This window comes from Methylobacterium sp. WL120 (genome assembly GCF_008039465.1).
GTDB lineage: Bacteria > Pseudomonadota > Alphaproteobacteria > Rhizobiales > Beijerinckiaceae > Methylobacterium > Methylobacterium cerastii.
In genome coordinates this window covers 16,360-34,237 of record NZ_VRUT01000033.1, presented here as the reverse complement: position 1 = coordinate 34,237, position 17,878 = coordinate 16,360, and the positions used below count along the sequence as shown (strand labels likewise).

21 protein-coding genes are annotated in these 17,878 nt (G+C 67.5%); 17 read left to right on the top strand and 4 right to left on the bottom strand.

The window, feature by feature from the left end:
* A partial coding sequence (locus FV229_RS09090; protein ID WP_147751646.1) for an NAD(P)H-hydrate epimerase occupies window positions 1–991 on the bottom strand: 991 nt, incomplete at its 3' end.
* 215 nt (window positions 992–1,206) lie between these two features.
* Between FV229_RS09090 and FV229_RS09085 the strand changes: the two genes are divergently transcribed.
* Window positions 1,207–1,545, top strand: a complete 339-nt coding sequence (locus FV229_RS09085; RefSeq protein ID WP_147727910.1) for a P-II family nitrogen regulator — start codon at window positions 1,207–1,209, stop codon at window positions 1,543–1,545.
* Window positions 1,546–1,567: 22 nt separating this feature from the next.
* Window positions 1,568–2,506, top strand: coding sequence for a glutaminase (locus FV229_RS09080; RefSeq protein ID WP_147751645.1), 939 nt, complete (start codon window positions 1,568–1,570; stop codon window positions 2,504–2,506).
* Between the two features lie 105 nt (window positions 2,507–2,611).
* Here the strand turns inward: FV229_RS09080 and FV229_RS09075 are convergent, their stop codons facing one another.
* Entirely contained in the window at window positions 2,612–3,631 is a 1,020-nt protein-coding gene (locus FV229_RS09075) for a glutamine synthetase beta-grasp domain-containing protein (protein WP_147751644.1), read from the bottom strand.
* Between the two features lie 367 nt (window positions 3,632–3,998).
* On the opposite strand from FV229_RS09075, the gene glnA reads away from it, so the two are divergent.
* The 14 genes from glnA to FV229_RS08995 all read left to right on the top strand — a co-directional run bounded on the left by glnA (window position 3,999) and on the right by FV229_RS08995 (window position 16,650).
* The gene (gene glnA, locus FV229_RS09070) at window positions 3,999–5,408 is read left to right on the top strand and encodes a type I glutamate--ammonia ligase (RefSeq protein WP_147751643.1); all 1,410 of its coding nucleotides are present in this window, start codon (window positions 3,999–4,001) and stop codon (window positions 5,406–5,408) included.
* Window positions 5,409–5,569: 161 nt separating this feature from the next.
* Entirely contained in the window at window positions 5,570–6,223 is a 654-nt protein-coding gene (locus FV229_RS27325; RefSeq protein ID WP_187275100.1) for an RNase A-like domain-containing protein, read from the top strand.
* Between the two features lies 1 nt (window position 6,224).
* Window positions 6,225–6,497 (top strand): hypothetical protein, encoded by a 273-nt coding sequence (locus FV229_RS09060; protein WP_147751642.1) that lies wholly within the window; start codon window positions 6,225–6,227, stop codon window positions 6,495–6,497.
* Window positions 6,498–6,540: 43 nt separating this feature from the next.
* On the top strand, window positions 6,541–6,888 hold the full coding sequence (locus tag FV229_RS09055; protein ID WP_147751641.1) for a hypothetical protein: 348 nt from the start codon (window positions 6,541–6,543) through the stop codon (window positions 6,886–6,888).
* Between the two features lie 353 nt (window positions 6,889–7,241).
* Window positions 7,242–9,173, top strand: a complete 1,932-nt coding sequence (locus FV229_RS09050; RefSeq protein ID WP_187275099.1) for an EAL domain-containing protein — start codon at window positions 7,242–7,244, stop codon at window positions 9,171–9,173.
* 25 nt (window positions 9,174–9,198) lie between these two features.
* A complete protein-coding gene (locus FV229_RS09045; RefSeq protein WP_147751639.1) occupies window positions 9,199–9,471 on the top strand; it encodes a hypothetical protein in 273 nt (90 codons plus the stop codon).
* A gap of 82 nt (window positions 9,472–9,553) precedes the next feature.
* Window positions 9,554–10,207 carry an RNase A-like domain-containing protein gene (locus FV229_RS27320; RefSeq protein WP_246688114.1) on the top strand — a complete coding sequence of 218 codons (654 nt, stop codon included), beginning with the start codon at window positions 9,554–9,556 and terminating at the stop codon, window positions 10,205–10,207.
* Between the two features lies 1 nt (window position 10,208).
* Window positions 10,209–10,487: a hypothetical protein gene (locus FV229_RS09035; RefSeq protein ID WP_147751638.1), complete on the top strand. Its 279-nt coding sequence runs from the start codon at window positions 10,209–10,211 to the stop codon at window positions 10,485–10,487.
* 844 nt (window positions 10,488–11,331) lie between these two features.
* Window positions 11,332–11,967, top strand: coding sequence for a VOC family protein (locus tag FV229_RS09020; RefSeq protein WP_147751637.1), 636 nt, complete (start codon window positions 11,332–11,334; stop codon window positions 11,965–11,967).
* Window positions 11,968–12,016: 49 nt separating this feature from the next.
* Window positions 12,017–12,595 (top strand): NAD(P)H-dependent oxidoreductase, encoded by a 579-nt coding sequence (locus tag FV229_RS09015; RefSeq protein ID WP_147751636.1) that lies wholly within the window; start codon window positions 12,017–12,019, stop codon window positions 12,593–12,595.
* Window positions 12,596–12,659: 64 nt separating this feature from the next.
* Entirely contained in the window at window positions 12,660–12,998 is a 339-nt protein-coding gene (locus FV229_RS09010; protein ID WP_147751635.1) for a hypothetical protein, read from the top strand.
* A 156-nt stretch (window positions 12,999–13,154) separates the two neighbouring features.
* Window positions 13,155–15,467, top strand: coding sequence for a ribonuclease R (gene rnr / locus FV229_RS09005; protein WP_147751634.1), 2,313 nt, complete (start codon window positions 13,155–13,157; stop codon window positions 15,465–15,467).
* A 24-nt stretch (window positions 15,468–15,491) separates the two neighbouring features.
* Window positions 15,492–15,956 (top strand): DUF983 domain-containing protein, encoded by a 465-nt coding sequence (locus FV229_RS09000; RefSeq protein WP_246688113.1) that lies wholly within the window; start codon window positions 15,492–15,494, stop codon window positions 15,954–15,956.
* Entirely contained in the window at window positions 15,910–16,650 is a 741-nt protein-coding gene (locus FV229_RS08995; protein WP_147751633.1) for an NUDIX domain-containing protein, read from the top strand. Before FV229_RS09000 ends, FV229_RS08995 begins: the two co-directional genes overlap by 47 nt.
* A 112-nt stretch (window positions 16,651–16,762) precedes the next feature.
* Here the strand turns inward: FV229_RS08995 and FV229_RS08990 are convergent, their stop codons facing one another.
* On the bottom strand, window positions 16,763–17,254 hold the full coding sequence (locus FV229_RS08990) for a hypothetical protein (RefSeq protein WP_147751632.1): 492 nt from the start codon (window positions 17,252–17,254) through the stop codon (window positions 16,763–16,765).
* A gap of 18 nt (window positions 17,255–17,272) precedes the next feature.
* Window positions 17,273–17,497 (bottom strand): hypothetical protein, encoded by a 225-nt coding sequence (locus FV229_RS08985; RefSeq protein ID WP_147751631.1) that lies wholly within the window; start codon window positions 17,495–17,497, stop codon window positions 17,273–17,275.
* A 173-nt stretch (window positions 17,498–17,670) separates the two neighbouring features.
* Here FV229_RS08985 and rpmG point away from each other — a divergent pair, with 173 nt between their 5' ends.
* Window positions 17,671–17,838 (top strand): 50S ribosomal protein L33, encoded by a 168-nt coding sequence (rpmG, locus tag FV229_RS08980; protein WP_147726819.1) that lies wholly within the window; start codon window positions 17,671–17,673, stop codon window positions 17,836–17,838.
* The last annotated feature ends 40 nt before the right edge of the window (window positions 17,839–17,878 follow it).

The window sequence follows — 17,878 nt, the reverse complement described above, 5'->3', positions numbered from 1 at the left end:
GGTCGCGGGTCGCCTCGCCGACGCCGAGGCCGGGACCGGCCAGGATCGCGTTGATGCGCTCGTCGGTGAGCAGGTCGTCGAGGTCGTCGGCGGAGTCGCAACCGCGCAGCATGATCGCGGTGAGGTGGGCGGCGTTCTCGGCCAGCGCCCGCTCCGGCGAGGCGACCGTGACGAGCCCGGCCCCGATCCGCAGCGCGCCGCGGGCGGCAAGGCGCGCCGCGCCGGTGCGGGTGGCAGGACCCGACAGCACGAGGGCGTGGCCGCGGGTGTACTTGTGGCTCGCCTCGGTGAGCCGTGGGAAGCACGCACTCCAGAGTGCAGGACCGTTGCGGAAGGCGGGCGAGTCCAGCGCGAGCCCGGCCGCGAACGCCGCCGGGTCGGTGCCGTTGTCGGCGACGTGCACGCATCCGCAAAGGCCACGGCCGGGCTGTAGCAGGTGGCCGGGCTTCTCCGCGACGAAGGTCACGGTCTCGACGGCGGGAAGCGCGAAGCCCCGCACCATGTCGGTGTCGCCGTCGACCCCGCTCGGCACGTCGACCGCGAGCACCGGCCGCCCGGAATCCCGGACCCCTTCGAGGGCGAGGCGGGCGGGCCCGTCGAGGTCGCGCGACAGGCCGGCGCCGAACAGCGCGTCGATCACGAGGTCGGCCCGCGTCGGGTCGGCTTCGGCGAGGCCGAGCACCGCCCCGGCCCACTCCACGGCGGCGAGCGCCGCATCGCCGGACAGGGCCTCGCGCGGGCCGAGGAGGGCGAGGTCGACGCCGTACCCGGCTTCAGTGAGGAGGCGTGCGGCGACGAACCCGTCACCGCCGTTGTTGCCGGGGCCGCACAGGACGAGCACGCGTCCGCCCACGGGAAGGTGTGTGCGGGCGCGCTCGACCACCGCGGCGCCGGCCGCACGCATCAGCGCGATGCCCGGGGTGCCGTCGGCGCTGGCCGCCGCGTCCACGGCCGCCATCGCCGCGACCGTCATCAGCCGTGACCCGTCCATCGTATCGATCCCCAAAAGTTCGAACGTTTGCTGCCCGCGCGCCACCCAGACACTGCTCAAACAATCGGCCACCAGCCGAAAAATGCACAAACGATTTGCAGTTCATGCAAGTCGAAGAGGCAGATTCGACCGATGCTGGTCGAAAACGGCGTGGCGGCCGGGCCGGGGGAGTGGTAGAAATTCAGCATCGTCAAGCGCAGGTTGGGCCGTCCGGCATGAAGAAGATCGAAGCGATCATCAAGCCCTTCAAGCTCGACGAGGTGAAGGAGGCCCTCCAGGAGGTCGGCCTCCAGGGCATCACCGTGATCGAGGCGAAGGGCTTCGGCCGCCAGAAGGGCCACACCGAGCTGTATCGCGGCGCGGAATACGTCGTCGACTTCCTGCCCAAGGTGAAGCTCGAGATCGTGCTCTCCGACGCGCTCGTGGAGGGTGCCGTCGAGGCGATCCGCAAGTCGGCCCAGACCGGCCGCATCGGCGACGGCAAGATCTTCGTCTCGACCATTGAGGAGGCGATCCGCATCCGCACCGGCGAGACCGGCCCGGACGCGATCTGACGGCGGCCCCGGCGAGCGGAGCGTGAGCCTCGCTCCGCACCTGCGCAGCGTGGTCGAGGAGATCGCCTACGAGATGCGGCAGCGCTCCGACCGGGGCACGGTCGCGCGCTACATCCCCGAGCTCGCCCGCGTCGACCCGCAGGGCTTCGGCCTGGTGGTGATCGATGCCGACGGCACCATCGCGGCGGCCGGCGACAGCGAGACGCCGTTCTCGATCCAGAGCGTGTCGAAGGTCTTCACTCTGACGCTGGCGCTCGGCATGGTCGGCGACGCCCTGTGGAAGCGGGTTGGGCGCGAGCCATCCGGCAGCCCGTTCAACTCCATCGTCCAGCTCGAACGCGAGCAGGGTGTGCCGCGCAACCCCTTCATCAACGCCGGCGCCATCGCGGTGACCGACGTGATCCTCTCCGGCCACCAGCCGCGCGAAGCCCTGGGCGAAATCCTGCGCTTCATGCAGGCGCTTGCCAACGACCCGACCATCGCCATCGACGAGGCGGTGGCGGCCTCCGAGAAGCGCACCGGCTTCCGAAACGTGGCGCTCGCCAACTACATGAAGTCGTTCGGCGTGGTCGAGAACCCGGTCGACTACACCCTCGGTGTCTACTTCCATCACTGCGCGATCAGCATGTCGTGCCGGCAACTCGCCACCGCCGGGCGGTTCCTCGCCCATTCCGGGCGGAACCCCGCCACCGGCCTGTCCGTGATCCCACCGGAGCGCGCCCGCCGCATCAACGCGGTGATGCTGACCTGCGGCCACTACGATGGCTCGGGCGAGTTCGCCTACCGGGTCGGCCTGCCGGGCAAGAGCGGCGTCGGCGGCGGCATCCTGGCGATCGCCCCGGGGCGCGCCTCGATCGCGGTCTGGTCGCCGGGCCTCGACGAATCCGGCAACTCCCATCTCGGCCGCATCGCCCTGGAGAGCCTGACCAAGCGCATGGGCTGGTCGATCTTCGGGGCGTGACACGCTCTTCCCTCCCTCCTCTGCGGGGAGAGAAGAACGGAAACGAAAAACAGCGCGGACCCGAAGGTCCGCGCCGCTGACGATCCGAAATCTTCGCGATGCCGATCAGGTGGTCGGAACCGACTCGACCGTCTTCAGGATCTGCGAGGCGATTTGGTAGGGGTCCCCCTGGCTGTTGGGGCGGCGGTCTTCCAGGTAACCCTTGTAGTCGTTGTTCACGAAGGAGTGCGGCACGCGGATCGAGGCGCCGCGGTCGGCCACGCCGTAGGAGAACTTGTTCCAGGGCGCCGTCTCATGCTTGCCGGTGAGGCGCAGGTGGTTGTCGGGACCGTAGACCGCGATGTGATCCTCGATCGCGCCGCCGAACGCCGCCATCAGCTTCTCGAAGTAGTCCTTGCCGCCGGTCTCCCGGAGGTAGGTGGTCGAGAAGTTGGCGTGCATGCCCGAGCCGTTCCAGTCGGTGTCGCCGAGCGGCTTGCAATGGTACTCGACGTCGATGCCGTAGGTCTCGCACAGGCGCTCGAGCAGGTAGCGGGCGACCCACATCTCGTCGGCGGCCTTCTTCGAGCCCTTCCCGAAAATCTGGAACTCCCACTGGCCCTTGGCCACCTCGGCGTTGATGCCCTCGTGGTTGATGCCGGCATCGAGGCAGAGGTCGAGATGCTCGTCGACGATCTTGCGCGCGACGTCGCCGACCGCCGAATAGCCGGCGCCGCAATAGTACGGGCCCTGGGGCGCCGGGTAGCCGGCGGCGGGGAAGCCGAGCGGGCGGCCGTCCTTGTAGAAGAAGTATTCCTGCTCGAAGCCGAACCAAGCGCCCGGGTCGTCGTGGATGGTGGCGCGCTTGTTCGAAGGGTGCGGGGTCTTGCCGTCCGGCATCATCACTTCGCACATCACCAGCACGCCGTTCTTGCGCGTGGAATCGGGGAAGTGGCGCACGGGCTTGAGCATGCAGTCGGACGAGCCGCCCTCAGCCTGCAGCGTCGACGAGCCATCGAAGCCCCAGAGCGGAAGCTGCTCGAGGGTCGGGAAGCCGTCGAAGTCCTTGACCTGGGTCTTGCCGCGAAGGTTCGGGACCGGCGTGTACCCGTCGAGCCACAAATACTCGAGTTTGTATTTCGTCATTCCGAGTCTCTCGTCCGTTTAACGATGCGAAGTCCGGGGAAACGCAGCCGCTCCGTGGCCTCCGACGACCGAGATCCCGCTAGCAGGGACCGTGCCAGCGAAATGCTACTTCACCGCCGGTTCCCACTCACGCGCTACCCTGGCGATCAACTCCGTGTGAACATCCCTTTCCAGGGGAACCGAACCGCTCGGTCCGATGACGCACGAGGCGCTGATGGCGCCCAGTCGACCAGGAACGCGCAGGCCGGCGCGCGGAGAAGATTTCCGGTCGCTTCGGTTGGCACGGGCGCGTCCCGGGCTGTATGCAGCGCACGTCCGGCGCGCGGCTCAAGTGCGGCGGCCCACGAATCTGAGGAGGACGCCCAAGATGACGACAGCGGCCGAGGTGCTGAAGACCATCCGGGACAACGACGTGAAGTACGTGGACTTCCGGTTCACGGACCCGCGCGGCAAGTGGCAGCACGTCACCTTCGACGTCAGCCTGATCGACGACGAGATCTTCGAGGAAGGCACGATGTTCGACGGCTCGTCGATCGCCGGCTGGAAGGCGATCAACGAGTCCGACATGCTGCTGATGCCGGACCCCTCGACCGCCACGATGGACCCGTTCTTCTCGGCGGCGACCATGGTCATCGTCTGCGACGTGCTCGAGCCCTCGACCGGCGCGCCCTACGCCCGGGACCCGCGCGGCACCGCCAAGCTCGCCGAGGCCTACCTCAAGTCCACCGGCATCGGCGACACGATCTACGTCGGCCCCGAAGCCGAGTTCTTCGTGTTCGACGACGTGAAGTTCGGCGCCGACCCGTACCACACCGGCTTCCAGCTCGATTCGACCGAGCTGCCGACCAACGGTTTTACCGACTACGAGGGCGGCAACCTCGGCCACCGCGTCGCCACCAAGGGCGGCTACTTCCCGGTGCCGCCGCAGGATTCGGCCCAGGACATGCGCGGCGAGATGCTGGCTGCGATGCAGGGCATGGGCGTGAAGGTGGAGAAGCACCACCACGAGGTGGCGAGCGCCCAGCACGAGCTCGGCATGAAGTTCGATACGCTGACGTTGTTGGCCGACCACATGCAGATCTACAAGTACTGCATCCACAACGTGGCGCAGAGCTTCGGCAAGACCGCGACGTTCATGCCAAAGCCCGTCTTCGGCGACAACGGCTCGGGCATGCACGTGCACCAGTCGATCTGGAAGGACGGCAAGCCGGTCTTCGCCGGCGACAAGTACGCGGGCCTCAGCCAGGAATGCCTCTGGTACATCGGCGGCATCATCAAGCACGCCAAGGCCTTGAACGCCTTCACCAACCCGTCCACCAACTCCTACAAGCGCCTGGTGCCGGGCTACGAGGCCCCCGTGCTGCTCGCCTACTCGGCGCGCAACCGCTCGGCCTCCTGCCGCATCCCGTGGACGAAGAGCCCGAAGGCCAAGCGCGTCGAGGTCCGCTTCCCCGACCCGATGGCCAACCCCTACCTCGCCTTCTCGGCGCTGCTGATGGCGGGGCTCGACGGCATCCTCAACAAGATCGATCCGGGCGCGGCGATGGACAAGGACCTCTACGACCTGCCGCCGCGCGAGCTGAAGAAGATCCCCACCGTCTGCGGCTCCTTGCGCGAGGCGCTGCAGAACCTCGACCGCGACCGCGCCTTCCTCAAGGCCGGCGACGTCTTCACCGACGACCAGATCGATTCGTTCATCGCGCTGAAGATGGAGGAGGTCATGCGCTACGAGATGACCCCGCACCCGGTCGAGTTCACGATGTACTACTCGCTCTGAGGCCGGGGCGGGCGCGACGCCCGCTCCCCCGACGACCCACCACCCAGCGCCGGAGCCTCGCCGAGGTTCCGGCGCTTCGCGTTTGAAGGCCGCGATGACACCCTTGTTTTACGGATAATATTCCTTTATAGGACTGTAGGCAGATCCGAGGGGTGCATTCCATGGCGTCAGGCGCGACGGGCCTTTTGCGGGCGAGGTGGCTGATCGCCTCGTACCGCGTGGAGGTCGCCTTCCTGCGGTTGCGTCTGTCGCTGCGTGCGTATCACGCCGACCAACCCCGCGTGCCGGCCGGGAACCCGAACGGCGGCCAATGGACGGATGGCGATGCCGGCAACGGGCATGGTTCCGACGACGATGCGCGGATCGTCCATGTCTCGGATGATGCCGACCGCCGGTACACGGTCGTGCTCTCCGAAGAAGAGGCGCGCGGCGGACATACGCTTCGCGAGCATGTCGGCAAGACGGATGCGGAGATGATGGGTCGCGTCCTGGCCAGCAGAAGGACGTTCCCGGTCGTCGACTATGGCATGCGCCGAGATGGCTCGTTCGAATCCGTGGAGTCTGCGAACGATTACGTCAATCGGACCCTGGAACAGAATGCTGCGGAGGTCGATGATGTCGCATCCGGTAAAAAGAGCCGTGCATTCCTGACCTCTCGCTTCGGATACAGAACCGGGCGGGAAGCCTACACGGCGGGGCAAATCGAGCCGTATCTGCGCACGACCTACGGTGTCGGAATGTATATCGTCCACGATCCGGGCAGTTCCCGTGGGTATCGCATCCATACCGCCTATCCACGCAATGACGGAGATTGACATGCAGGCGTCCCCGGAATTCCTCACCTTTGCCCGTTGGTACATCCAGGACATCGATCGCATCGCGCCGACGCTCGACGAGATGTACGATTTCGGTCTCAGAGATTTTCGTGGTGAGGAGCGCGTCCGGTTGCGGCAGTTCCTCGACCGCGCCCTCCGCGAGGCGTCGGACGCGTCGCTGGAGCGGCTGTGGAAGGAGACGGACGCCGACATCTACTTCTTCACCGCGCAGGGCCTGCGCGCGTTCCTGGCCGGCGCACGCGACCGGATCTGACGGATCGGGGGCGGACGCCGCAAACGGTAAGGGGGGAGACGCCATGGCGAAACCGCGCCTCGAACCGACGCCCGAATTCTACCAGTTCGGCCTGGGTTTCCACCAGGACCTCGACGTGAGGGGTAAGACGGAGGACGAGATCTGGGCCATCGTGCTCGATCCGTTCACCGGCCAGGACCGGATCCGCCTGCGCGAGTTCCTCGACAGGATCACGCGCGACGACGTCTCCGACGCCGAACTGCTGCGCCTGTGGAACGCGACGCCGGCCGATGACTGGTTTTCCGATGGCGGCCTGCGCATCATCCTGAAGCAGGCGCGCAACCGGCTGCTTCAGCCGCGGAGCCGGCCGTCCTGGCGCGGGCACGACCGGTCCGGTCGGCGCAGAGGCTGACCGGGCGACGACGCCGCGCCGACGGGACGGTCGCACGCGCCACGCATCCGACGCGAAGGCGGAGCGGCTGTGGACGCAGGCGGATGCCGACATCGACCTCCCCATCGCGCAGGATCGGTTTTCGCCGACCGAGGCTTCCGTCGCCGATCGCAGTTCGCGTGCATTCCGGGCCGGCGCCGGCGGCCGACTCTGAACGTCGCCACCGATGATGGTATTTTTAACCCACGATTGCTTTTCAACCCGACGGTTCAACCGACCAACGGACGAGTCCCTTGGCTGATTATCCAATCTTTAGCATTTGTTGATGTCTATCTCCGTTGCAGATGCAACAGAACCGAGCCACGGCGCTGGCGATGACAGTCTCAAACAGCGTGCGCCGGCTCTTCAGGGTCCCCGACGACGAGCCGAACGTGCTCGTCGCGCAGGCGCGGGCCCTGTCGCGCCAGGTGCCGATCCTGCATACGATCCTGAGCCTGGACGCCATGGGGGTGGCCTACACCCATTACGGCGTGGCGCCGGACGGGCTGACGATCCTGCCGCTGGCGGTCCTGCTGTCGGTCTGCGCCGGCCGCGTCCTGATCTGGAGCCGCACGAACCATCACGCCATCGGCCCCGAGGAGGCGTTGCGCCGTCTCAGGGGCACCAACCGGCTCGCGGCGATCCTCGGCTCCGGGTTTGCGATCTGGGCCATCCTGCTGACCCGGTACGGCGACGCCGCCACCAACCTGCACGTGCTGTACTTCCTCAGCATCACGATGATCGCGTGCATCTCCTGCCTGACGCACCTGCGCACGGCGACGCTGATCGTCTCGGCGCTCGCGGTGCCGGCTTCGGCGTACTTCCTGGTGATCGGCGCGCCCGTGGTCCGGGCGGCCGCGCTCAACTACGTCGGCGTCGTCGTGGTGTTGCTGTTCATGCAGTCGGTCTACTACCGCGACTTCCGCCGCCTCACCCGGCTGACCGGGGAGAACCACGCGCTCGCCCACACCGACCCGCTGACCGGCCTGCCGAACCGGCGCTCCTTCTTCGCCGAGCTCGAGCAGGCCATCGCGGCCGCCGACACGGCGGAGACGCGCTTCGCGATCGGCCTGATCGACCTCGACGGGTTCAAGCCGGTCAACGACACCCTCGGCCACCTAGCCGGCGACGCGGTGCTGTGCGAGGTCGGCCGCCGGCTCCAGGACGCCGTCGGCGCGGCGGGCGTGGTGGCGCGCCTCGGCGGCGACGAGTTCGGCCTGATCCTGCACGGCTGGCCGGACCTCGACACCCTCGGCCGGACCCTGTGCACGATCCTGAAGCAGCCCTATGCCCTGCGCGACACCACCGCGCGGATCGGCGCCTCGATCGGCTTCGCGTGCTTCCCCGAAACCGCGCGGACCGCGGAGATGCTCGTCGAGCGGGCCGACCACACGCTCTACCATGCCAAGACCCACGCGCCGGGCACCGCGGCCTGCTTCGCGTTCGAGCACGAGAACCGGATGCACCGGCAGGCTCAGGTCGAGCAGGCGCTGCGCCGGGCCGACCTCGCGGCCGAGTTCCACCTGCTGTTCCAGCCGATCGTCGACGTCGTCGCCGGGCGGGTCCAGGCCTACGAGGCGCTGGCGCGCTGGAACAGCCCGACCCTCGGCTCGGTGTCGCCGGTCGACTTCATCGTGGTGGCCGAGCGCACCGGGCTGATCCACGACCTCAGCCTGGCGCTGCTCCGCAAGGCGCTTGCGGCGATGGCGTCCTGGCCCGAGCACGTGGCCCTGTCCTTCAACCTCTCGGCCTACGACCTCGCCGCCGCCGAGGGCATCGCGACGATCACCGCCCTGATCGCGGAAAGCGGCATCGTGCCCGAGCGCATCGTGTTCGAGGTCACCGAGACCGGCCTGATGCGCGACCTCGTCGACGCCGGCCGCTCGCTCGGCGCCCTGCGGGCGCTCGGCGTCGGCATCGCGCTCGACGATTTCGGCACCGGCTATTCCAGCCTCGGCTACGTCCACCGCCTGCCGATCAGCGAATTGAAGATCGACCGCAGCTTCGTCACCGACATCTGCAGCGACGCCGCCTCGCGCAACATCATCCACTCGATCCTCGACCTCGCGCGCAACCTCCGCCTGCTCTGCGTGGTCGAGGGCGTCGAGACCGAGGCGCAGATGCTCCATCTGCGCGCCGCCGGCTGCCGCTACATGCAGGGCTACCTGTTCCAGAAGCCGATGCCGGCGGCCGCGATCGCCGCGTTCGAGGCCGGCTTTGCGCTGCCGCAGCCGCAAGGCGAAGACCGGATCGCCGCAGCCGCCTGAGCGCCGCCGGGCCCGAGGAGGGGCCGTGCTCGCGTTCGACCACAGGGCGATCGTCGCGCCGATCCTCGCGGAGGGCGTCGCCCCTGTCCGCGCCCTCCTCGAAGCCGGAGGCGTCTTGATGGACGACCGGATCGATTCGGTCATCGCGTCGACGACGGCCGAGGTGCTGCGCGACGGGATGCCCCCGCACCCGGTCGCGTTCGGGCACGACGAATCGCCGGGACGTGGGCGGGGCCGGGCACGGCGCCCGGCCGCGCGTGGTGGGAAGCGAAGGGAAACGCTTGTCGCCCGGGCTTGACTGCACCACGAACAAATCAAGAACATTCCTGACATATTAAGACTATTAGCCTATGACGCCCCGTCCACGAGCGGAGTGATCCATGGTCGCGCATGAGATCGTCGTCACGCGGTCGCGGTGGCTTTTGGCGGCTTTGCGCGTCGAGGCGAAGCTGCTTCGGCTCGGCCTCGTTCTTCACGCCTACAACCCGGGCCAATTGCGGGTGCCGGCCGGCCGACCGGACGGTGGCCGGTGGACGCGTGAGGACGGCGCCGAAGGCTTTACGACGGGTGACGATGCACGTCTCATCCTCGTCGGCAGCGAAGATGATCAACGGTACAAAGGCGATCTCAGAGCGGAGGAGGGGCGCGGCGGCCACACGCTTGGCAGGCATATCGGCAAGTCCGATGACGAATTGTTCGAGCGCGTGCGAAAATCTCAGTGGCGCTCATTGCTCGCAAACGGAGGGATGAGGCGAGACGGGAGCTTCGAGTCGACCGAATCCGCAAATAATTTTGTCAATCAAACAATAGAATCAAATAAGGAAGCCGTCGATCGCGTCGCTTCCGGTATCGACGATCGTAAGTTCATAGAAAAATCATTCGATCGCAAGACTGGGAGAGAGGCCTATAGCACAAACGAGGGCGTCGTTTATATGCGCGACACGCGTAGCGTCGGCGTTGAGTTGAGACATGACCCTACTTCCCCTCGCGGATTTCGTATCCGGACAGCATACCTTTTAACAGAAGGTGATTGAAATGAAATTATCTGCGGAATTTCGTGAGCTTAGCCTGCAATTCTATCAGGATATTCTTGATGACATATCGAGCCAAGAGGAATTGATCAGTACTGTTTTATCGCCCTTGAAAGATGAGGCAAAACGCGCAAGGCTGAGAGATTATCTCAGTTTGGTTACCTCAGATAATTTTTCAAATGATGAACTAAAGAATTTATGGTGGTCTTCGTCCGCCGATATTGTATTTTACGACGGTGCCGAGCTGAGAATTTTTCTCAAACGGGTGCGGGATAGGCTGTAACCCCTACTTTGGAACCCACCAGAGCGGTCGGGAGTCAGCGAACGCTGAGGCTTATAGCAACAGATGAGGCTCTGTTTATGTCAGGCATAATTGAAGCTCTGGTTTTTATATAATTCACACCCCAAATTCGGCGCGTGGATTCCGCGTCCGAACATCACATTCACGAAGTGATGGAGATTGACATACAACAACCTCCTGAATTTAAAAAATTCTCACTTCAGTTTTAATCTGCCATATTAGATGATGTTGAAACGGAAGAAGAATTAATAGACTCGGTCTTGTCCCCATTTTCAGACACGCAACAACGCGCATGCTTGCGTTCGTATCTCGATGCGATCACGCAGGATCATGTCGACGACAAGGAGCTGCAGAAAATCTGGTGGTCGTCTTCCGCAGACACTGTGTTTCATGATAGCGCAGGGCTACGCGAGTTACTGAGAAGAGCGCGCGATCGGCTCTGATTTTGGCTCAGCTTTTATCATATGCAAGCCGATCGAAATGAAATTACCATAAGAATTCCTTGAATTCAGCCTACAGTTCTATCAATATCTTCTTGATGACGTATCGAGCGAAGATGAACTGATCAGAACCGTCTTATCGACCTTCAAAGACAAGGAAAAACGCGCAAGGCTGAAGGAGCATCTCGAATTTTTTATCGGGAATGAATTTTCAGATGAAGAACTGAGAAAACTATGGTGGTCTTCGTCCGCCGATTTTGTGTTTTATGACGGCGCCGAGCTGAGAGCTTTCCTCAAACGGGTGCGGGACAGACTGTGACGCCCGGCTCGGGAACCGACAGGGCCGTTCGGAACCAGCGAACGCCGTTGGTGATAGGGATCGATCCATGCTCACCCTCGACCACCTCGTCATCGTCGCACCGGATCTCGCCGCGGGCGTGGCGTATGTTCGCGACGGCCTCGGGATCGACATGCCGGAGGGCGGGCGCCACCGCGAGATGGGCACCCGAAACCACCTGCTGCGGCTCGGACCCGCGACCTTCCTGGAGGTGATCGCAATCGACGACCGGGCCGTGCATCCCGGCCGCCCGCGCTGGTTCGGCCTCGACGACCGCGACCGCGTGCGGGCCGACTGGGAGGCCGGCCGGCGCCTGCGCGGCTGGGTCGCCCGCACCGACGACCTCGATCGCCTGCTCCGCCGGCATCCCGGGCTGTTCGGGGACGCGCTCGCCGTGAGCCGCGGCGCCTTGACCTGGCGTTTCGCCGTCCGCCCCGACGGCGCCTGGCCCGAGGACGGCGCCCTGCCCTGCCCGATGACGTGGGGCGACGGGCCGCACCCGGCCGCCGCGATGCCCGACCTCGGCTGCCGGCTCGCCGGCCTGACGCTCACGCACCCCGACCCCGACCGGATCGCCGCGCTGTACCGGACGCTCGACCTCGCGGACGCTCCGACGGTCCGGGCCGGGGCGTTCGGCTACCGCGCCGAGATCGCGACGCCCGGCGGCCTGCGCGTGCTATCCTGAAGCTTCGGCGGCGGCTGCTAGCCGGCGCACCCAGCAGGAGACCGTCCCCATGGCCCTCGTCTGCCCCGTGATCCTCGGCTCGGTCCGCTCCGACCGGCAGGGCCTTCGCGTCGCGCGCTTCCTGATCGCGCAGCTGGAGGCGCGCGGCTGGGAGGCGCCGCTGGTCGACCCCGCCGCGCTGCAGCTGCCGCTGCTCGACCGGATGTACAAGGAGCACCCGAAGGGTGAGGCGCCGCCGAAGCTCGAGGCGCTGGCGGAGCTCTACCGCCGTGCCGACGCCTTCGTGGTGGTCTCGGCCGAGTACAACCATTCGGTGCCGCCGGCCCTGTCGAACACCCTCGACCACTTCCTGGAGGAGTATTTCTGGCGGCCCTCGGCGATCTGCTGCTACTCGGCCGGGCAGTACGGCGGCGTCCGCGCGGCGATGCAGCTCCGGGCGATGCTGGCCGAGCTCGGCATGCCGAGCATCCCCTCGCTGCTGCCGGTGCCGCGGGTCGGCAAGGCGCTGGACGAGGCCGGCACGGCCGCCGAGCCCTGGCTCACCAAGGCCGCGGGCCGGTTCCTCGACGAGCTGACCTGGTACGCCGAGGCGCTGAAGGCCCAGCGGCAGAAGGGCACGCCGTACTGAGCCCCGTCTGGCACCGCGATTGCCAAGGCCTCAGGCGAGTGGCGGTCGCGAGGCGGGCAAAGGCATGAACGAGAGCGTGGAGCGGGTCCGGGACGCCCTGGCCGAGCTGATTAGGGCGGCGCTGATCTCCGACGACCGCACGAGCCTCGCCTGCCGCGACGCGGCGCGGGCCAAGCTCGCGGCGCTGGCGGCCGACCCGCCCGACGCCGCCTCGGTGCGCGTGGACGGCGCCTGGACTCTGGCGATCCGGGCGGCCGAGGCGCCGGAGTTCCGCGACGCCGAGGGCCAGGTCAACCTGACCCTGCCGCGCGCCGCGCCGTTCGCTCTCGACGACCTCACCGCCCCCGGCTTCGACGTGGATTCCGCCGTCGAGACGATCCGCAAGTCGGCCTCGACCGGCTGAGGGCCGGCGTCGGCGGCCGACGCCTGTTGAGGGCGGGCCGCGCCGATGTTGCTCCGGATCGGGCGCAGCACCATGTTGGGGATGACAAGCGCGGTCCTCGATCGCGATCCCCGAACAGAACCGTCGCCGCGCGCGGCGCGAGCGAGCCCAAAGCCTTTGGCCAGACGCATCGACACCCAGGTGGGTGAACCCTCCCTGCCCTCGCGCGAGCAGATCGTCGCGTTCATCGCGCAGGCGACGGACACGGTCGGCAAACGCGAGATCGCGCAGGCCTTCGGCATCAAGGGCGCCGACAAGATCGGGCTGAAGCGCATCCTCAAGGAGATCGAGGAGGACGGCGACATCGCCCGCGGGCGCGGCGGCCTGTCGAAGGCCGGGCGCCTGCCGCCGGTGGTGCTGGCCGACATCCGCTCACGCGACCGCAACGGCGACTTCCTGGCCTTCCCCGCCGAGTGGGATTCTGGCAAGGGCAAGCCGCCGACCATCGTGCTCCACACCCCGCGCGGCGGCCGCAAGCCGAGGGGGCTGACCGCCGGCATCGGCGACCGGGCGCTTCTGAAGGTCGAGCCGGACGGCGCCGACGGGCGCTACACCGGCCGCGTCGTCAAGGTGATCGGCAAGAACAAGGCCGAGATCATCGGCGTGTTCCGCGAGGGCGCCCAGGGCGGGCGCATCGTGCCGGTGGAGAAGCGCGCGCAGGGGCGCGAGATCCTGATCCCGCCCGGCGAGGAGGGCGAGGCCCGCGAGGGCGACCTCGTCAGCGTCACGCTGGAGCGCGAGACCCGCTTCGGCCTCCCGCGCGGCCGGGTGCGCGAGCGCCTCGGCTCGCTGGGCTCCGAGAAGGCGGTGAGCCTGATCGCGCTGCACCTCCACCACATCCCGCACGTGTTCGCGGAGGCGACGCTGGCTGAAGCGGATGCGGCCAAGCCCGCCACGATGAAGGGCCGCGAGGATTGGCGCGACCGGCCGCTGCTGACCATCGACCCGCCGGACGCCAAGGACCACGACGACGCCGTGATGGCGCAAGCCGACGACGACGCGGGCAACCCCGGCGGCTTCGTCGTCACGGTGGCGATCGCGGATGTGGCAGCCTACGTCCGCCCCGGCACCAGCCTCGACCGCGAGGCGCTGGAGCGCGGCAACTCGGTCTACTTCCCCGATCGCGTCGTGCCGATGCTGCCCGAGCGCATCTCCAACGACCTGTGCAGCTTGCGCGAGGGCGAGGACCGCCCGGCGCTCGCGGTGCTGATGGTGGTCGCGGCCGACGGGACCAAGCGGAAGCACAGTTTCCACCGGGTGATGATGCGCTCGCGCGCAAAGCTTTCCTACGCGCAGGCGCAGGCGGCGATCGACGGGCACGGCGACGATGCGGCCAACGCGCTGCTCGATGGGGCGCTCCGCCCGCTCTGGGCCGCCTACGCCGCGTTGAAGGAAGCGCGCGACAGGCGCGGGCCGCTGGCCCTCGACCTGCCGGAGCGCAAGGTGCTGCTCACCGCCGACGGGGCGGTCGACCGGGTGATCGTGCCGGAGCGCCTCGACGCGCACCGGCTGATCGAAGAGTTCATGATCCAGGCCAACGTCGCGGCGGCCGAGACCCTGGAGGCGGCACGTCAGGTGCTGATCTACCGGGTGCACGACGAGCCGGCGATCGAGAAGATGCGGGCTCTGGGCGAAGTGCTCGCCTCCGTCGGCGTCAAGCTGCCGAAGGAGGGCGCGCTGCGCCCGGCGCTGTTCAACCGCATCCTGGGGGCGGTGGCCGAGACCGAGCACGCGCTGTTCATCAACGAGGTGGTGCTGCGCAGCCAGGCCCAGGCCGTCTACGCGTCCGAGAACCTCGGGCATTTCGGGCTGAACCTGCGCCGCTACGCCCACTTCACCTCGCCGATCCGGCGTTACGCCGACCTCGTCGTCCACTGGGCGCTGATCACGGCGGGGCGCATGGGCTCGGACGGGCTCTCGCCGGACGTGACGGCGGCCGACCTCGCACAGGTCGGCGAGCAGATCTCGGCGGCCGAGCGCCGCGCCATGGCGGCCGAGCGCGAGACCATCGACCGGCTGATCGCCCACCACCTCGCCGACCGGGTCGGCGCGAGCTTCCACGGCCAGATCGCAGGCGTGACGCGGGCCGGCCTGTTCATCAAGCTGGCCGACACCGGCGCCGACGGCTTCGTGCCGATCTCGACGCTGGGCGCCGACTACTTCCGCCACGAGGAAGGCCGCCACGCCCTGGTCGGCGAGCGCACCGGCGAGACCTTCCGGCTGGGCGACAAGGTCGAGGTGAAGCTGGTGGAGGCCGCCCCGGTCGCCGGCGCGCTGCGGTTCGAGCTGTTGTCGGACGGGCGCACGCGGGCGGGCACCAAGTCCGCCGGCACCAAGGCGCCCGGCGGCCGCGCCTTCAAGGCCGCCCCGAGCGGTCGCCCCGCCGGCATCCGCAACACGGGTACGCGTCACCGCGGCTCGCGCCGGTGAGGCGGCCGGGTGTATGGTGACGGCATGATGAGCGAGCCCTCCACCCGCACCGGCCTGGTCCGTTCGATGGCGCGGGGCTTCGTCGGCCGCTGCCCGCATTGCGGCGAAGGCCGGATCTTCGGGCGCTACCTCAAGGTCCGGCCCGAATGCGACGCCTGCGGGCTCGAGATGCACCACCACCGCGCCGACGACCTGCCGCCCTACCTGGTGATCTTCGTGGTCGCCCACGTGATCGGCTACCTGATCCTCGAATCGGAGCTGAACTACGACGTGCCGCTCTGGGTCTCGCTCAGCGTCTGGCCGGTGGTGACGCTGGCGATGGCGCTCGGGTTGCTCCAGCCGGTGAAGGGCGCGGTGGTCGGGCTGCAATACGCCCTTGGCATGCACGGCTTCGCCACGCTACCGGGAGCTAAGCCCGAAGCGGGGCCGGAGGACGCGCACCTTGACCGACCCGGCCTCGACGGCGCGTCCCCCCTCTTCCGGCCCTAAGCCGAAACCATCCGCGGCGTTGCGCCCGCGCGACGCCGCCACGCTGATCGTGCTGGATCGCCGCGCGCGCGCGGCGAAGGTGCTGATGGGCCGCCGCAACGCCGGCCTCGCCTTCATGCCGGGCAAGTTCGTGTTTCCCGGCGGCCGGATCGAGCCGGGCGACAAGCGCATGCCGGTGGCCGGCGCCCTCCCCGACTACGCCGAGGCCGCGCTGACCCGGCAGGTGACGCGCCCCCCCCACCATCTCGGCCGCGCGCTCGCGCTCGCCGCCATCCGCGAGACCTTCGAGGAGACCGGCCTGCTCGTCGGCACCCGCGAATACGGCCCGCCCGAGGACGTGCCCGCCGGCTGGGAGGCCTTCGCGACGCACGGCGTGCTGCCGAACCTCGAGGCCCTGCACTTCGTCGCCCGGGCGATCACCCCGCCCAAGCGCGTGCGCCGCTTCGACACCCGCTTCTTCACGGTCGACCGCCGCGCGGTGGCCGCCGAGGAGCCGGGCCGGGTCTCGGACACTTCCGAATTCACGGAGCTCGCCTGGTTCACCTTCGCGGCTGCGCGAAAACTCGACCTGCCGACCATCACCGGCATGATCCTCGATGAGCTGGAGGCGCAGGTCGCGGTCGACTTCGCGCCCTATCGCCAAATCCCGTTCCACGCCGAACGCCACGGACGGCGCGAGCGCACGGTGCTGTAGGACGCGATGAAGGAGGGGCCTTCATAGGAACTGGAACGCCGGCGTCCGCGGGAATGACGGCCTTGGTCAAAGACATCTGGAACGGACCTGGGGCCGGATGGTCCACACAGGATCATGAGCCCGGCTTCGTCGGCCGCTTGATGAGGCCCAATCGGATCTTCTCACCGTAGGTGAGGCGTGCCGCCTTGCCGGCTGCGGCCGCAGCGTCGATCTCCTTCTCGCGGGTGATGAGACCCCCGGAGTGGTATTGGTTGAAGCGTCCACCGACCGGCCGCTGATCGAATGGCTTGTGATCGCTCAGTTCGAGGAAGACGACGTGGTCCGGGTACTGGACGAGCCAGAGCAGCTCGCTGGTGTTCGATCGGCCGAGATGCAGGTGCATGATCCCGAAGTTCGCGAGCATCGTGTCCATGCGCAGGCCGGCCACCTTGCTGTAGTAGCCTGAGGGCAGCGGCGTGCCGTTGGCGATGCATTTGCGGATCAGGTCGATGTTGGCCGCGAAACCGTCGTTCCGTGCGATCCCCGCCGGGTCGCGAAAAGTGGGCGACAACAGGACCTTCTTCGGCTTCGCCTCGAGCCGGCTCAGTTTCTGCCGGATCAGCATGGCGACGAGGGGCGACGATCAGCGGCGCAGGTGCGCGATGAAGTCGGCTGACGACAAATCCGTAACGTCCTCGCCCGCCTGACCGGCTTCGTGACGGTCGGCGGCCCCTCTCAGCCGGCGCGCGAGGGCGACACCCTTCGCGGCTTGGCGCGCCTGCTTCGGCGTCGGGACCGCCTTCTCACGCACCTGCAGGACGCGCGGCGTGACCGATTCGGGATTGGGCAAAAGACGCGGCATGCGCATACACATAACATGTGGCCGCGTGCTCCTCAATTCGAGCGGCACATGCCCCGGCCAAGCCGCCAACTTGACGACCCAGGCCCGATCGGGCATTCACCCGCCGGTATTTGGCCGGCCACGCCCGGCCCTTTTGCGTTTCGCGCATGCGGAATGCCGCAAGCACCAGGAGCGCCGCCATGGCCAAGGCCGTCACCGTCAAGATCAAGCTCGTCTCCACCGCCGACACGGGCTACTTCTACGTCACCAAGAAGAACTCCCGCACGCAGACCGAGAAGCTGACGCAGCGCAAGTACGACCCGGTCGTGCGCAAGCACGTCGACTTCAAGGAGTCGAAGATCAAGTAGACCCTTTCGGTCCGGCACCCCGGATCGGACCGCGAGGCCG

Bases quoted from the DNA above. Each gene is read 5' to 3' on its own strand.
- FV229_RS09055 (WP_147751641.1), top strand. From the start codon at position 6,541: ATGGCGAAACCGCGCCTCGAACCGACGCCCGAATTCTACCAGTTCGGC.
- FV229_RS09000 (WP_246688113.1), top strand. From the start codon at position 15,492: ATGATGAGCGAGCCCTCCACCCGCACCGGCCTGGTCCGTTCGATGGCG.
- FV229_RS09050 (WP_187275099.1), top strand. From the start codon at position 7,242: ATGACAGTCTCAAACAGCGTGCGCCGGCTCTTCAGGGTCCCCGACGAC.
- FV229_RS27320 (WP_246688114.1), top strand. From the start codon at position 9,554: ATGGTCGCGCATGAGATCGTCGTCACGCGGTCGCGGTGGCTTTTGGCG.
- FV229_RS09015 (WP_147751636.1), top strand. From the start codon at position 12,017: ATGGCCCTCGTCTGCCCCGTGATCCTCGGCTCGGTCCGCTCCGACCGG.
- FV229_RS09075 (WP_147751644.1), bottom strand. From the start codon at position 3,631: ATGACGAAATACAAACTCGAGTATTTGTGGCTCGACGGGTACACGCCG.
- FV229_RS08985 (WP_147751631.1), bottom strand. From the start codon at position 17,497: ATGCGCATGCCGCGTCTTTTGCCCAATCCCGAATCGGTCACGCCGCGC.
- FV229_RS09020 (WP_147751637.1), top strand. From the start codon at position 11,332: ATGCTCACCCTCGACCACCTCGTCATCGTCGCACCGGATCTCGCCGCG.
- glnA (WP_147751643.1), top strand. From the start codon at position 3,999: ATGACGACAGCGGCCGAGGTGCTGAAGACCATCCGGGACAACGACGTG.
- FV229_RS09010 (WP_147751635.1), top strand. From the start codon at position 12,660: ATGAACGAGAGCGTGGAGCGGGTCCGGGACGCCCTGGCCGAGCTGATT.
- FV229_RS08990 (WP_147751632.1), bottom strand. From the start codon at position 17,254: ATGCTGATCCGGCAGAAACTGAGCCGGCTCGAGGCGAAGCCGAAGAAG.
- FV229_RS09085 (WP_147727910.1), top strand. From the start codon at position 1,207: ATGAAGAAGATCGAAGCGATCATCAAGCCCTTCAAGCTCGACGAGGTG.
- FV229_RS27325 (WP_187275100.1), top strand. From the start codon at position 5,570: ATGGCGTCAGGCGCGACGGGCCTTTTGCGGGCGAGGTGGCTGATCGCC.
- rpmG (WP_147726819.1), top strand. From the start codon at position 17,671: ATGGCCAAGGCCGTCACCGTCAAGATCAAGCTCGTCTCCACCGCCGAC.
- FV229_RS09035 (WP_147751638.1), top strand. From the start codon at position 10,209: ATGAAATTATCTGCGGAATTTCGTGAGCTTAGCCTGCAATTCTATCAG.
- FV229_RS09060 (WP_147751642.1), top strand. From the start codon at position 6,225: ATGCAGGCGTCCCCGGAATTCCTCACCTTTGCCCGTTGGTACATCCAG.